The sequence below is a fragment of the Modestobacter sp. Leaf380 genome (assembly GCF_001424485.1).
GTDB lineage: Bacteria > Actinomycetota > Actinomycetes > Mycobacteriales > Geodermatophilaceae > Klenkia.
The window spans coordinates 110,207-124,720 of record NZ_LMQC01000001.1 but is presented as its reverse complement, the minus strand read 5'-3'; the positions used below and the strand labels follow the sequence as shown (position 1 = coordinate 124,720).

At 74.1% G+C, this 14,514-nt stretch carries 10 protein-coding genes; 7 read left to right on the top strand and 3 right to left on the bottom strand.

Going from position 1 to position 14,514, the window contains the following annotated elements; translation table 11 throughout:
• The first annotated feature begins 1 nt into the window (after position 1).
• Positions 2-1,027: a ketol-acid reductoisomerase gene (gene ilvC, locus ASG41_RS00610; RefSeq protein WP_056288282.1), complete on the top strand. Its 1,026-nt coding sequence runs from the start codon at positions 2-4 to the stop codon at positions 1,025-1,027.
• 87 nt (positions 1,028-1,114) lie between these two features.
• Here the strand turns inward: ilvC and ASG41_RS00605 are convergent, their stop codons facing one another.
• The 3 genes from ASG41_RS00605 to ASG41_RS00595 form a co-directional block, all read right to left on the bottom strand.
• Complete coding sequence (locus tag ASG41_RS00605; protein ID WP_056288279.1) at positions 1,115-1,540, bottom strand: hypothetical protein; 426 nt, start codon at positions 1,538-1,540, stop codon at positions 1,115-1,117.
• Entirely contained in the window at positions 1,537-2,103 is a 567-nt protein-coding gene (locus ASG41_RS00600) for a hypothetical protein (RefSeq protein ID WP_056288276.1), read from the bottom strand. Before ASG41_RS00600 ends, ASG41_RS00605 begins: the two co-directional genes overlap by 4 nt.
• Positions 2,104-2,195: 92 nt before the next feature.
• Positions 2,196-3,110 carry a hypothetical protein gene (locus ASG41_RS00595; RefSeq protein WP_056288274.1) on the bottom strand — a complete coding sequence of 305 codons (915 nt, stop codon included), beginning with the start codon at positions 3,108-3,110 and terminating at the stop codon, positions 2,196-2,198.
• Between the two features lie 185 nt (positions 3,111-3,295).
• Here ASG41_RS00595 and serA point away from each other — a divergent pair, with 185 nt between their 5' ends.
• From serA to gltX, 6 genes are all read left to right on the top strand, one after another.
• Entirely contained in the window at positions 3,296-4,897 is a 1,602-nt protein-coding gene (gene serA / locus ASG41_RS00590) for a phosphoglycerate dehydrogenase (RefSeq protein WP_056288271.1), read from the top strand.
• Between the two features lie 505 nt (positions 4,898-5,402).
• Positions 5,403-8,909, top strand: a complete 3,507-nt coding sequence (locus ASG41_RS00580; protein ID WP_056288265.1) for a S8 family serine peptidase — start codon at positions 5,403-5,405, stop codon at positions 8,907-8,909.
• A 109-nt stretch (positions 8,910-9,018) separates the two neighbouring features.
• Positions 9,019-10,041 (top strand): 3-isopropylmalate dehydrogenase, encoded by a 1,023-nt coding sequence (locus ASG41_RS00575; protein ID WP_056288261.1) that lies wholly within the window; start codon positions 9,019-9,021, stop codon positions 10,039-10,041.
• A gap of 520 nt (positions 10,042-10,561) precedes the next feature.
• Positions 10,562-12,169 carry a citramalate synthase gene (gene cimA / locus ASG41_RS00570; RefSeq protein WP_056288259.1) on the top strand — a complete coding sequence of 536 codons (1,608 nt, stop codon included), beginning with the start codon at positions 10,562-10,564 and terminating at the stop codon, positions 12,167-12,169.
• A gap of 44 nt (positions 12,170-12,213) precedes the next feature.
• Positions 12,214-13,017 (top strand): fumarylacetoacetate hydrolase family protein, encoded by an 804-nt coding sequence (locus ASG41_RS00565; RefSeq protein WP_082556433.1) that lies wholly within the window; start codon positions 12,214-12,216, stop codon positions 13,015-13,017.
• Positions 13,014-14,501, top strand: a complete 1,488-nt coding sequence (gltX, locus tag ASG41_RS00560; RefSeq protein ID WP_056288253.1) for a glutamate--tRNA ligase — start codon at positions 13,014-13,016, stop codon at positions 14,499-14,501. Before ASG41_RS00565 ends, gltX begins: the two co-directional genes overlap by 4 nt.
• Positions 14,502-14,514: the final 13 nt, after the last annotated feature.

Genomic DNA, 14,514 nt, shown 5'->3' with positions numbered 1-14,514 from the left:
CATGGCCGCCGAGATCTTCTACGACGACGACGCCGACCTGTCGATCATCCAGGGGCGCACCGTCGCCGTCATCGGCTACGGCAGCCAGGGCCACGCCCACTCGCTGTCGCTGCGCGACTCCGGCGTGGACGTCCGCGTCGGCCTGCCCGAGGGCTCGAAGTCCCGCGCCAAGGCCGAGGCCGAGGGCCTGCGCGTCGTCACCCCCGCCGAGGCGGCCGCCGAGGCCGACCTGATCATGGTCCTGGCGCCCGACCACGTGCAGCGGAAGCTCTACGCCGAGTCGATCGAGCCCAACCTGCAGGACGGCGACGCGCTGTTCTTCGGCCACGGCTTCAACATCCGCTTCGGCTACATCAAGCCCCCGGCCGGCGTCGACGTCGCCATGGTCGCCCCCAAGGGCCCCGGTCACCTGGTGCGCCGCGAGTTCGTCGACGGCAAGGGCGTGCCCTGCCTCATCGCCGTCGACCAGGACGCCTCCGGCTCGGCCCAGGCCCTGGCGCTGTCCTACGCCAAGGCCATCGGCGGCGCCCGCGCCGGCGTCATCAAGACGACCTTCGCCGAGGAGACCGAGACCGACCTGTTCGGCGAGCAGGCCGTGCTCTGCGGTGGCATGTCCGCCCTGGTGCAGGCCGGGTTCGAGACCCTCACCGAGGCCGGCTACCAGCCCGAGATCGCCTACTTCGAGTGCCTGCACGAGCTCAAGCTGATCGTCGACCTGATGTACGAGGGCGGCATCGCCAAGCAGCGCTGGTCGGTCTCGGACACCGCCGAGTACGGCGACTACACCTCCGGCCCCCGGGTGGTGGACGCGCGCGTCAAGGAGACGATGGGCCAGGTCCTCAAGGACATCCAGGACGGCACCTGGGCCGCGGCGTTCATCGCCGACCAGGACGCCGGCGCCCCTGACTTCACGGCCAAGCGGGCCGCCGCCGAGGCGCACCCGATCGAGGAGACCGGCCGCCAGCTGCGCGGCCTGATGTCCTGGGTCTCGGCGTCCGACGACTACACCGGCAGCGCCCAGCGCTGACCCCCGCCCGACGACGACGGCCGCCTCCCCGTGTGGGGAGGCGGCCGTCGGCCGTTCGTGGGGGAGGGGGGTCCTCGGACCGGGCGATCAGACCGGGGTGCCGCGCGGCGGGGCCCAGGCCTGCACCTCGGGACGGCGCATGCACAGCACCACCCCGACCGCGAGGACCAGCAGCAGCACCGACAGCACGTCGAAACCGATGCCCAGGACCAGCGACAGCACCAGGTTGACCGCCCACACGACGGCCAGCGCGAGGCCCACGACGGTCAGCACCCGGCCGCTGCGACCACGCACCGCCTGCACCGCGCCCAGCACCGACGCCGCGGACAGCACCAGGTAACCGAGCCCGACGGCGAGCGCCGGCAGGTTGCCGCCCATCCCGAAGCTGAGCCCGGACAGGCCCGGCAACAGGCAGAACAGCGCCTGCAGGGCCGCGAGCGCCGCGGCCGCGACCACCGCCGGCGGGGGACGACGGCCGGCGACCCCGCCGGTGGGTGCGGAGGGGGAGGTCACGGGGTCCCGCGGGAGGCGAACCACTGCTGCGCCGGCGGCTGGCGCACCAGGAACACGATGGCGCCGGCGCCGATGAGCCCCAGCAGGCCCGAGGCGGTGAAGCCGTTGCCCAGCACGATGTTCAGCGCCAGGGTCAGCACCCAGATGGCGATGACCCCGAAGGCGCCGTAGAGCAGCAGCTCGGGCCGGCCGCCCTTGAGCGTGCGGATCCCGCCCACCAGCAGAGCCAGCGACACCGCGATGCCGATGACGGTGAGCACGATGCCGAAGCCGGAGATCTCCACCCCCACCGAGCTGGCCGCCAGCAGGCCGACGACGTTGAGCAGCACGGACAGCCCGCCGATCACGATGCCGATCACCGAGGCCGAGGTGACCTGCGGCGGCCGGACCCCGGTGGTGTACCCCCCGGGCGTCAGGGGCGCGTTGCCCGGACCGGGCTGGCCCCAGGCCGGTGGCTGGGAGCCGTACGCCGGCGGCTGGGAGCCGTAGGAGGGGGGCTGGGCGCCCTGACCGGGCTGCAGCCAGTCCTCGCGCGGACCGTCGGGCGGGGTGGGGGTGCTCATGTCGGGGTCTCCCGGTGGTGGGGTGGTGGGTGCCCGGAGGCGGGGGTCAGCGGGCGCGCAGAGCGCGGGTCAGCGGGCGCGCAGAGCGCGGGTCAGCGGGCGCGCAGAGCGCGGTGCGCCGCGAAGTACTGGGACGCCGAGCCCACCGACAGCAGCACGACGATGGCGACAGCGGCGCCGAAGAACAGCAGCGACACCACCACGTCACCGGCCGAGGTGGCGTCGGCGAGGTTGCCGATCAGGCCGATCCCGGTCACCAGGACCGACACCGAGGCGGCGACGATCAGCAGCACCCGGCTGCGCCCGCTCAGCGCCCAGACGGACCCCCAGATGACCAGCACGGTCCAGGCGAGGGCCAGCAGGCCGGCGATGATCAGGAACCCGGCGATCGCACCGAGCGCGCCGCCGAGGCCGGGGACGACGTCGTCGAGCTCGGCGGCGCCGACGCCGGACCCGGCACCCACGACCACCGAGCCCACGACCAGCAACAGGCCGGTCACCAGCACGCCCAGCGCACCGAACACGAACCCGAGGACCGCGGCCGTGATGACCCCGCCGGGCTTGGCCGGCGCGGCCTGCCCGGTGCCGAAGGGCTGCCCGTAGGCGACCGGCCCGTACCCCTGCTGGCCGTACCCCTGTTGCCCGTATCCCTGCTGCGCGTATCCCTGTTGCCCGTACCCCTGCTGGCCGTAGAGCTCCGGCCCGGGGCTCTGCTGGCCGTAGCCCTGCTGGCCGCCGTACTGCTGGTCGCCGTACTGCTGGGCCCCGTACTGCTGGCCGCCGTGCTGCTGCGCCCCGTACTGCTGGCCGCCGTACTGCTGCGCCCCGTACTGCGGCTGCCCGGAGGAGGGGGAGTCGTACTGCGGCTGCCCGTACTGCTGCTGGCCGTACTGGGGGGCGGCGGACTCCCGCGTGGCGTCGCGCTCCCACGAGCCCTGCCCGGACGACGTCCCCCGGTCGAACGGGGAGGTCTCCGTCCGGCTCGTCTCGTCCTTCTCGTCGCTCATGGTCTCCTCCACGCGGGGCCGGGGAAGCCGCTGCGGCCACCGGCGGTGAACGCCCAGGATGGCTGGGCCACCGGCGACGGGCAAGCGAAGCGCACCCCCTGCGGGGTGGTGCCGGTGTGCCGTGCGGGTGGGCCGGGGACACCCAGGACGGGCCTCCGACCCGCTCGGTCCTAGGCTGTCCAGCCGTGACCACGTCTGCGCCCGTCGTCCTGATCGCCGAGGAGCTCGCCCCCAGTGCGCTGGAGGTGCTCGGCTCGGAGTTCGAGATCCGGCACGTCGACGGCGCCGACCGGGCCGCGCTGCTGCCCGCCCTCGCCGACGCCGCGGCCGTGATGGTCCGCAGCGCCACCACGATCGACGCCGAGGCACTCGCCGCCGCCCCCCACCTCAAGGTGGTCGCCCGGGCCGGCATCGGGCTGGACAACGTCGACGTCCCGGCCGCCACCGCGCGCGGGGTCATGGTCGTCAACGCCCCCACCTCGAACATCGTCAGCGCCGCCGAGCACGCCGTCGCGCTGCTGCTGGCCGCCGCCCGGCACATCGCCGCCGCCGACGCCTCGCTGCGCGAGGGCACCTGGAAGCGGTCGAAGTTCACCGGTGTGGAGGTGACCGAGAAGACCGTCGGCGTCGTCGGCCTGGGCCGCATCGGCGTGCTGGTCGCCCAGCGCCTGGCCGCCTTCGGCGTCACGCTCATCGCCTACGACCCCTACATCCAGCCCGGTCGCGCCGCCCAGCTCGGGGTGCGGCTGGTGTCGCTGGAGGACCTCCTCCGCGAGTCGGACTTCATCACGATCCACCTGCCCAAGACCCCCGAGACCCTGGGCATGATCGGGGCCGAGCAGCTGGCCATGACCAAGCGCGGCGTGATCATCGTCAACGCCGCCCGCGGTGGTCTGGTCGAGGAGGCCGCCCTGGCCGACGCGCTGCAGTCGGGTCAGGTGGGCGCGGCGGGCATCGACGTCTACGCCAAGGAGCCGTGCACGGACAGCCCGCTCTTCGCCCTCCCCAACGTCGTCGTCACCCCGCACCTGGGCGCCTCCACCACCGAGGCCCAGGACAAGGCCGGCACCGCCGTCGCCCGCAGCGTCCGCCTGGCCCTGCAGGGCGACTTCGTGCCCGACGCGGTGAACGTCCAGGCCGGCGGGGTCGTCGCGCAGGACGTCCGCCCGGGTCTGCCGCTGGCCGAGAAGCTGGGCCGGGTCTTCACCGCCGTCGCCGGTGGGCTGGCCCAGTCGGTGTCGGTGGAGGTGCTGGGCAAGATCGCCGAGTTCGACGTCTCCGTCGTCCAGCTCGCCGTGCTGCGTGGGGTCTTCACCGACGTCGTCGAGGAGCAGGTCAGCTACGTCAACGCCCCGCTGCTGGCCGAGGCCCGCGGTCTGGACGTCACGCTGAGCCAGGACGTCGAGAGCCCGCACTACCGCAACCTGATCTCGGTCCGCGGGGCGATGGCCGACGGCACCGAGGTGGCCGTCTCCGGCACGCTCTACGGCAAGAACCAGGTGCCCAAGCTGACCGAGGTCGGCGGCTTCGAGATCGACCTCGAAGCCAAGGGCCACCTGTTGTTCTTCACCTACGCCGACCGTCCGGGCGTCGTGGGCACGGTGGGTGCCGCGCTGGGCGAGGCCGGGGTCAACATCGCCGGGGCGCAGGTCAGCCGCACCACGCAGGGCGGCGACGCCCTGATGGCGGTCACCGTCGACAGCGAGGTCAGCAGTGAGCTGCTCGCCGACATCGCCGGTCGCATCGGTGCCCGTGAGGCCCGCGCGGCCGACCTCGACCCGATCTGATCCGCCGCGCCCGCAAGGGCGCACCGCACGTCTCCGGGAGGCGGCGTCGACCACACGGTCGGCGCCGCCTCCTGGCGTGTCCGGCCCTCCCCGGTCTGCACAGGTCCCGGCCGGGGGACTGCCAGCGGGCGGCCAGGTGGGTCGTTGAACGCTGGTCCACCCCGCCGTCCGGCGTCGGGCGGTTGGGCCGAGTGCCGACGTCCCCGGGCCGTCTGCCGATGGTTGCGTGCACATCGGAGGAACGAGTCGTTCCGCTGGGCCGTGTGCACAGCGCAGGACGCCGTCGCTGGGCCGTTCGGCCCATTGCTCCTTAGCAATGCACACGACCACGCTCTAGGTGCTCTCTGGTGGCGACCGGGTGAACACGGGGAGTCGCCGCCGGATCCGATCCAGAACACCGCTGACAGGGGTGCACGTGGTTCCCAGGACGAGAAGCACCACCCGGGAGGGACGCGACCGCGTCCTCGCCCGGAGCGGGGTCGTCGCCATCGCGGCGGCCCTCACGATGACCGCGGGGGCCGGCACGTCGCTGGCCGCCCCGGCCGACGTCGCCGCGCGGGCCGGCCAGGAGCCGATCACCCTCACCGGCGACCAGCTCCAGCAGGTCCAGCAGCAGCTCGACGCCCGCCGGGACGGCTCCCGGCCCGCCGGCGTCCCCGCCAGCGGCCCCGCGTCGTTCTTCGTCGAGACGGCCACCCCGTCCACGTCGGAGGTCTTCACCGACACGCTGCCCGCGGGCGAGGCCGCCGCCGGTGCCGCCGCCGCCGCCGCGCAGCCGGCTGCCGAGGCCGCCGCGTCCCGGGTCGCCGCCGAGGTGCCCGGCGCGGTCCCCGCCGCCCAGGTGCTCTACACGACCACCACCGTGCTCTCCGGGGTCGCCGTCCGCGCCGACGCCGCGGACTACGAGGCGCTCGCCGCCCTGCCCGACGTCGTCGCCGTCCACCCGATCACGCCCAAGGAGGTCAGCAACACCGGCGCCGCCGGTGTCGTGCAGGCCGTCCAGGCGTGGCAGGACCTCGGCAACACCGGTGAGGGCGTCTCGATCGGCGTCATCGACACCGGCATCGACTACACCCACAGCGACTTCGGCGGCAGTGGGAGCGTGGACCAGTTCACGACCCTGCAGTCCTACGAGGCGCAGCCGGCGCCGGCGGGGGTCTACCCCAACGCCAAGGTCGTCGGCGGCTACGACTTCGTCGGCGACAGCTACAACGCCGACCCGACCAGCCCGACCTACCAGCCCGAGGCCCGGCCCGACCTCAACCCGCTGGACTGCAACGGCCACGGCACCCACGTCGCCGGCACGTCCGCCGGGTACGGCGTCAACGCCGACGGCACCACCTACACCGCCGGCTACGACGGCGGCGTCCCCGCGGACCTGCGCATCGGCCCGGGCATGGCGCCCGGCGCCGAGCTCTACGCGCTGAAGGTCTTCGGCTGCGACGGCTCGACCGACGTCACCATGCAGGCGATCGAGTGGGCGCTGGACCCCAACGGCGACGGTGACCCCTCCGACCACCTCGACGTCGTCAACCTCTCCCTCGGCTCGGACTACGGCCTGGCCGACGACGCCGACTCCGTGGCCATCGACCGCGCCATGGAGCTGGGCATGCTGGCCGTGCTCGCCGCCGGCAACGCCGGGGACAGCTACGACATCGGCGGCTCGCCGGGCAACGCCCCGCGCGGCATCGGCGTCGCCGCCAGCAACGACGGCTACGGCGTCTTCGACGGCTGGCAGGTCACCGCGCCCACCGGCGTCGTGGACGGCGTCCGGCCGGGTCTGCGTTCGATCGCCTACAGCGACCGGGACGCCGCCGGGGCCACCAAGCCCGACGTCACCGGCGACCTGCTGCTGCCCCCGGCGGGCAACGAGTCGGCCTGTGCGCCGATCCCGGCCGGGTACGCCACCGGGCGGGTCCTGCTGATCGAGGCCGACGGCTTCGCCTGTGGGTCCGTCGCCAAGGGCACCAACGCCGCCGCCGCCGGTGCCGCGGGCTTCCTCATCGTCGCCGACGACGACCTGCTCGAGACCGGCATCACCGGTGTCGCCCAGGTCCCCGGGATCCTGGTCACCGCGACCGACGGCGAGGCCGTGCGCGCCGCCGTCGCCGGCGCGCAGACGGTCACCGTCACCTTCGGGCCCAGCCTGGCCGGCGCGTCGACCTACACCAACCCGGACCAGGTCGACCTGCTGGCCTCGTTCTCCTCGCGGGGCACCCGCCAGGAGGACGGCGCCAAGCCCGACGTGAGCGCCCCCGGCGTCACGCTGTTCTCCGCGGCCGTCGGCTCGGGCTCGGGCGGCGTCAGCGAGTCCGGCACCTCGATGGCCTCCCCGACCGCCGCCGGCGTCACCGCGCTCATCCGTGCGGCGCACCCGGACTGGACCACCGAGGAGGTCAAGGCCGACCTGATGAACACGGCGACCCACGACCTGTACACCGAGCCGGGTCAGACCGGTGAGGTCTACGGGCCCAACCGGGTCGGGGCCGGGCGCATCGACGCCCCGGCTGCGCTGCGCAACCAGGTGCTGGCCTACGCCGAGGCCGGGTCCGGTGTCGTGACCGCGTCCTTCGGCGTGGTCGAGGTCGACGCCGAGTGGGTCACCGCGACCAAGACCATCACCGTGGACAACAAGGGCCGCAACGCCGCGGTCTACCGGGTCGCCTACGACGCCCTGGTCGACCAGCCCGGCGTCCGGTACGCGCTGTCGGCCCAGCGGCTCACCGTCCCCCCGGGGCAGAGCCGCACGGTGACGATCACGATGACCGCCACCCAGGACCAGCTGCTCAAGGTCGCCGACCCCACCGTCGTCACCGACGACGGCCGTCAGTTCCTCGGCGAGGCCAGCGGTCGCGTCGTCCTCACCCCGGCCAACAACCGGGGCGAGACGCTGCGGGTGCCGGTGCACGCCAACCCCAAGCCGGCCTCCACGCTCACCGCGTCGGCCGCCGAGGACGGCTCGGCCATCACCCTCACCGGTGAGGGCGTGGCCAACGGCCCGGCCCTGGACCCGACCAGCTACACCTCGCTGGTCAGCGGGTTCGAGCAGCTGGGCACCAGCCCGCAGATGCCGCGGTGCGACGCCGAGGCGCTGAGCAGCTGCTACAAGACCGAGCTGGAGCGCTCCGTCGACCTGGCCGCGGTCGGGGTCGCCTCCGACGTGCAGCAGTCCGGCGACGACCCGGGCCTGTACTTCGCGGTCTCCGCGCACGGCCGGTTCACCTCGGCGGAGACGGCCGTGAACTACGGCGTCTTCCTCGACGCGACCGGTGACGGCGTCTGGGACTACCAGGTCACCACCACCCGGATCGCGGACTACGACGTCCCGCTGGTCGTCATCACCGACCGGGACTTCGCCCTGGTCGGGCCGGGTGGGGAGCCGTACGTGGCGCCGATGAACCTCTACGACGGGCTCGTCGACACCAACGCCTTCGACTCCGACGTCCAGGTGCTCGGGGTGCCGCTGTCGGCGCTGCCGGAGGTGTCGGGCCGGATCACCTTCGGGGTCCAGTCCGCCAGCTACGCCGGCACGGTGGACGACGTCGGCACGGTCAGCACCCCGACCGGGCCCGAGCTCGCGGCGCAGCCGATGAGCTTCGACCCGACCGCCCCGGGCCTGTCCTTCGACGTCGACGGCGAGTCGGCGCTGCTGGTGCCGGTCACCGACGGGACGACGCTGACCGTCACCCAGGACGCCGCCTCCTACGCCGCGGACGCTGCGGTGGGCGGGGACGCGGGCGCGATGGTCGTGCTGCACCAGAACAGCGGTGCAGCCGGTCGGACCCAGTCGGTCGGCATCGCGCCGGCCGCCGGGGACGCCACGGTGACACCGGCGCCGCCGGCCGAGGGCACCCCGGTCGACCCGACGCCGCCGGACGAGCAGGTGACCGAGCCCCCCGCGGCCCCGGTGACCCAGACGCCGGCAGCCGAGGCACCCGCCACCGAGGCACCCGCTGCGGAGGCACCCGCCACCGAGGCACCCGCCAGCACGGAGGCGCCGCCCGCCGGCTGACCCCCGGCAGCAGCCCCGACACCGACGCCCCCCGCGTGAACCACCTGCGGGGGGCGTCGGTGCGTCCGGGTGCCGGTCCTGACCTGCGCGGGCACTAGCCTCTTGCCTCATGCGCCTGGCAGTGATCCCTGGAGACGGCATCGGCCCCGAGGTGGTGGCCGAGGGCCTCAAGGTCCTGGGCGAGGTCGCCCCGGACGTCGAGACCACCACCTACGACCTGGGCGCCGCGCGCTGGCAGCGGACCGGTGAGCTGCTGCCCGACACCGTGCTCGACGAGCTGCGCCAGCACGACGCGATCCTGCTCGGCGCGGTCGGTGACCCCAGCGTGCCCGCCGGCATCCTGGAGCGCGGGCTGCTGCTCAAGCTGCGCTTCGAGCTCGACCACCACGTCAACCTGCGCCCGGCCAAGCTGTACGACGGCGTGACCAGCCCGCTGGCCAGCCCCGGCGAGATCGACATGCTGTGTGTCCGCGAGGGCACCGAGGGCCCCTACGTGGGCAACGGCGGCGTCCTGCGCCGCGACACCCCGCACGAGGTCGCCACCGAGGTCAGCCTGAACACCGCGTTCGGGGTGGAGCGGGTCGTCCGGTACGCCTTCGAGCGCGCCGTCCTGCGCCCCCGCAAGCACCTGACGCTGATCCACAAGACCAACGTGCTGACCCACGCCGGGTCGCTGTGGTCGCGCACGGTGGAGGAGCTGTCGGTGGAGTTCCCCGACGTCGCGGTCGCCTACCAGCACGTCGACGCCGCGGCGATGTTCTTCGTGACCGACCCCAGCCGGTACGACGTCATCGTCACCGACAACCTCTTCGGCGACATCGTCACCGACGTGGCCGCCGCCGTGACCGGGGGGATCGGGCTGGCCGCCAGCGGCAACCTGGACGCCTCGGGCGTGAACCCCTCGATGTTCGAGCCGGTGCACGGCTCGGCGCCCGACATCGCCGGGCAGGGCAAGGCCGACCCCACGGCCACCGTGCTGTCGGTCGGGTTGCTGCTGGACCACCTGGGCCGAGCCGACCAGGCCCGCCGGGTCAACGCCGCGGTCGCCTTCGACCTGTCCACCCGGGACCCGCGCGCCGCCGTCCGCACGTCGGAGGTCGGCGACCGGCTGGCCGCCCTCGCCGGCGGCTGACCCGACCCGCACCGTCGCCCCGTGGGCGCGCACCCCTCCGCGGGTGCGCGCCCACGCTGCTGTCCGGGGGACCCGGGCGGCCTCGTGGCGCACCCGCGCCGCCGGTGCGCGCCCACGCTGCTGTCCGGAGAACCCGGGCGGCCTCGTGGCGCACGCGCGCCGCCGGTGCGCGCCCACGCGGGTCGCGAGCCCGGGACGGCGGCGGGGGACCGGGGCGCGCAGCCGCGCGGCTGGTGCGCGCCCACGCGGGCCCCGGGCCCGGGAAGGCGGAGTGGGCGCGCACCCGCGCTGTCGGTGCGCACCCGTGCGCCGAACAGGGGCCGGGACCGGCGCGTCGCGGACGGCGGGCGCCCTCGGGCGCTTGCCCCTCGCGGACCGCGGGTGCCACCATCTGCGGCGATGCACACCGCCGGCACGATCATCACCTAGCGCGCAGTCAGCTCCCCGACTGCGCGCCGACCCTCCGTACCCCGGGGGGTTTTTTCGTGTCCGGCCCCGCACCCCCCTCGAGAGGCACCCCGTGACCGAGCAGCAGACCCCCGTCGGCCCCGTCGTCCAGGTCTTCGACACCACCCTGCGCGACGGCGCCCAGCGCGAGGGCATCACCTACTCGGTGGCCGACAAGCTCGCCGTCGCCCGGCTGCTCGACGACGTCGGGGTCTCCTACATCGAGGGCGGCTGGCCCGGGGCCCTGCCCAAGGACACCGAGTTCTTCGCCCGCGCCCGCACCGAGCTCACGCTGCGGCACGCGGTGCTGGTCGCCTTCGGCGCCACCCGCAAGGCCGGGGTCGCGGTGGAGGACGACGCCCAGGTGCGGGCGCTGCTGGACTCCGGGGCACCGGTGGTCTGCCTGGTCGCCAAGTCCGACCTGCGGCACGTGCGGGACGCCCTGCGCACCACGCCGGAGGAGAACCTGGCGATGGTGGCCGACACGGTCGCCTTCCTGGTCGGCCACGGCCGGCGGGTGTTCGTCGACTGCGAGCACTTCTTCGACGGGTACGCCGTCGACCCCGACCACGGCGTCGCCGTCCTGCGCGCCGCCTTCGCCGCCGGTGCCGAGGTCGGCGTGCTGTGCGACACCAACGGCGGGATGCTGCCCAGCGGCATCGGCCGGGTGGTCGCCGACGTCCGGGCCCGGGTGGAGGGCCAGCTGGGCATCCACTGCCAGGACGACACCGGCTGCGCCGTCGCCAACTCCCTCGCCGCCGTCGAGGCCGGGGCCACCCAGGTCCAGGGGACGGCGAACGGCTACGGCGAGCGGGCCGGCAACGCCGACACCTTCACGCTGATCGGCAACCTGGTCACCAAGATGGGGCTCCCGGTCGTGCCGGAGGAGTGCCTGGCGGAGCTGAGCCGGGTCAGCCACGCGGTCGCCGAGCTGGCCAACCTGACCCCCGACGACCACCAGCCCTTCGTCGGGGCCTCGGCGTTCGCGCACAAGGCGGGTCTGCACGCCAGCGCCATCAAGGTCAGCCCGGAGCTCTACAACCACCTGGACCCGGTGGTGGTCGGCAACGACATGCGCATCCTGGTCACCGAGATGGCCGGCCGGGCCTCGGTCGAGCTCAAGGGCCGCGAGCTCGGTGTCGACCTCGCCGGGCAGGGGGACGCCGTCGGCCGGGTGGTGGCCGCGGTGAAGGAGCGCGAGGCCCGGGGCTGGTCCTACGAGGCCGCCGACGCCTCCTTCGAGCTGCTGCTGCGCGGGGAGCTGCCCGGCGCCCCGGTACCGCTGTTCGAGCTGGAGAGCTGGCGGACCACCGTGGAGCACCGGGCCGACGGCCGGGTGGTCAGCGAGGCCGTCGTGAAGGTGCTGCTGCCCGACGGGGTCGGCGGCAGCGAGCGGGTGGTCACCGTCGGCGAGGGCAACGGGCCGGTCAACGCCCTGGACACCGCGCTGCGGACGGCCCTGGTGGGCCGGTGGCCCCTGCTGGCCGACGTCGAGCTGGCCGACTACAAGGTCCGCATCCTGGGCTGGACCGGCGGCACCAGCGCCACCACCCGGGTGCTGGTGGACACCGCGGACAAGGCGGGGGAGTGGACCACCGTCGGGGTGCACGAGAACGTCGTCGAGGCCTCCTGGCTGGCGATGGTCGACGCCCTCACCTACGCCGTCCGGCTCCGCGGCTGATCAGCGCCGGCACGGGCGCGACCGCACGCCAGTAGCCTCGTCCCGTGCGCATCGTCCGTTACGCCTCACCCACCGGCATGTCCTTCGGCGTCCTCGACGGCGACGGTCAGGTCGCCCAGATCGAGGGCCACCCGTTCGGCCAGATCAGCTTCACCGGCCAGCGGCACGCCGCGGCCGACGTCCGGCTGCTGTCCCCGATCCTGCCCAGCAAGGTGGTGTGCGTCGGCAAGAACTACGCCGACCACGTCGCCGAGATGAAGACCGGTGACGCCCCGAGCGAGCCGCTGCTCTTCCTCAAGCCCTCCACCTCGGTGATCGGTCCCGGCGACGCGATCCGCATCCCGCCGGGCAGCACCAACGTGCACCACGAGGCCGAGCTGGCCGTCGTGATCGGTGCCCGCGGCGCCCGCCACGTCACCGAGGAGCAGGCGCTGGCCAGCGTCTTCGGCTACACGATCGGCAACGACGTCACCGAGCGGGACATGCAGCGCAGCGACAACCAGTGGACCCGCGCCAAGGGCTTCGACTCCTTCTGCCCGATCGGGCCGTGGATCGAGACCGACCTGGCCGGCATCGGCAAGGACCCGGCCGACCTGCAGGTCACCTGCACCGTGGACGGCGAGCTGCGCCAGGACGGCCGCACCAGCTCCCTGCTGTTCGGCATCCCCACGCTGATCTCCTACATCTCGCAGGTCATGACCCTGCTGCCCGGCGACGTGGTGCTCACCGGCACCCCGGCCGGCGTCGGCCCGCTGACCATCGGCGGCTCGGTCACCTGTGCCATCGAGGGCCTGGGCGAGCTGACCAACACCGTCACCGGCGCCGACACCGTCTCGACCGCCCGATGACGGCCCCCACGGGCGCTGTCCGGACCCGGTTCTGCCCCTCGCCGACCGGCACCGTGCACGTCGGGGTCATGCGTGCGGCGCTGTTCAACTGGGCCTACGCCAAGCACACCGGCGGTCAGTTCGTCTTCCGCATCGAGGACACCGACGCCGCGCGCAACACCGAGGAGTCTTACCGGCACCTGCTGGACAGCCTGCGCTGGCTGGGCCTGGACTGGGACGAGGGCCCCGAGGTCGGCGGCCCGCACGGCCCGTACCGGCAGTCCGAGCGCGGCGAGGTCTACCGCGACGTGCTCGCGAAGCTGGTCGAGGCAGGGCACGCCTACGAGTCCTTCTCCACCCCCGAGGAAGTCGTCGCCCGCCGGGTCGCGGCGGGGCAGGACCCCAAGCAGGGCTACGACGGCGCCGACCGGGAGACCACCGACGCCCAGCGGGCCGCGTACCTGGCGCAGGGCCGCTCCCCGGTCCTGCGGCTGCGGATGCCCGACCACGACCTGTCCTGGACCGACCTGGTCCGCGGCGAGGTCACCTTCGCCGCCGGCGCCGTCCCGGACTTCGTGCTGGCCCGCGCCGGCGGCCAGCCGCTCTACCCGCTGGTCAACCCGGTCGACGACGCCCTGATGGGCATCACCGACGTGCTGCGCGGGGAGGACCTGCTGTCCTCCACGCCCCGCCAGCTCGCGCTCTACGAGGCCCTCAGCGACGTCGGCCTCGCCTCGGGCGCGCCCCGCTTCGGCCACCTGCCCCTGGTGATGGGCGAGGGCGCCAAGAAGCTGTCCAAGCGGGACCCCACGTCGAACCTGGACCTGTACCGCGAGCGCGGCTTCCTGCCCGAGGGCCTGGTCAACTACCTGGCCCTGCTGGGCTGGGCGATCGCCGAGGACCGGGACGTCTTCTCCCCGGCCGAGATGGTCGAGGCCTTCGACGTCCGGCGGGTCAGCCCCAACCCGGCGCGTTTCGACCTGAAGAAGGCCGAGGCGATCAACGCCACGCACCTGCGCGCGCTCCCGGTCGCCGACTTCGTCACCCGGGTGACGCCGTACCTGGCCGATGCCGGCCTGGTGGAGGCCACCCCGACCCCGGAGCAGCAGCGGGTGCTGGACGCCATCGCCCCCCTGGCCCAGGAGCGGATGGTCGTGCTCAGCGAGGCCGTCGGGCTGCTGGGCTTCCTCTTCGTGGACGAGGTCGTCTTCGACGAGGCCGCCGTCGCCAAGCAGCTGACCGGCCCCGACGCCGTCGAGGTGCTCGACGCCGCGACCGCTGCGCTGACCGCCCTCGACGACTGGACGACGCCGGCCCTGGAGGCCGCGCTCAAGCAGGCGCTGGTCGAGGAGCTGGGCCGCAAGCCGCGCCAGGCCTTCGGCCCGGTCCGGGTGGCGGTCAGCGGCCGGACGGTGTCCCCGCCGCTCTACGAGTCGATGGAGCTGCTGGGCCGGGACACCACCCTGGCCCGGCTGGCCGCGGCCCGGGAGGTCGCGGCGGCGTGATGCCCGGGGGAGC

Bases quoted from the DNA above. Each gene is read 5' to 3' on its own strand.
- ilvC (WP_056288282.1), top strand. From the start codon at position 2: ATGGCCGCCGAGATCTTCTACGACGACGACGCCGACCTGTCGATCATC.
- ASG41_RS00600 (WP_056288276.1), bottom strand. From the start codon at position 2,103: ATGAGCACCCCCACCCCGCCCGACGGTCCGCGCGAGGACTGGCTGCAG.
- ASG41_RS00595 (WP_056288274.1), bottom strand. From the start codon at position 3,110: ATGAGCGACGAGAAGGACGAGACGAGCCGGACGGAGACCTCCCCGTTC.
- ASG41_RS00580 (WP_056288265.1), top strand. From the start codon at position 5,403: ATGACCGCGGGGGCCGGCACGTCGCTGGCCGCCCCGGCCGACGTCGCC.
- ASG41_RS00575 (WP_056288261.1), top strand. From the start codon at position 9,019: ATGCGCCTGGCAGTGATCCCTGGAGACGGCATCGGCCCCGAGGTGGTG.
- gltX (WP_056288253.1), top strand. From the start codon at position 13,014: ATGACGGCCCCCACGGGCGCTGTCCGGACCCGGTTCTGCCCCTCGCCG.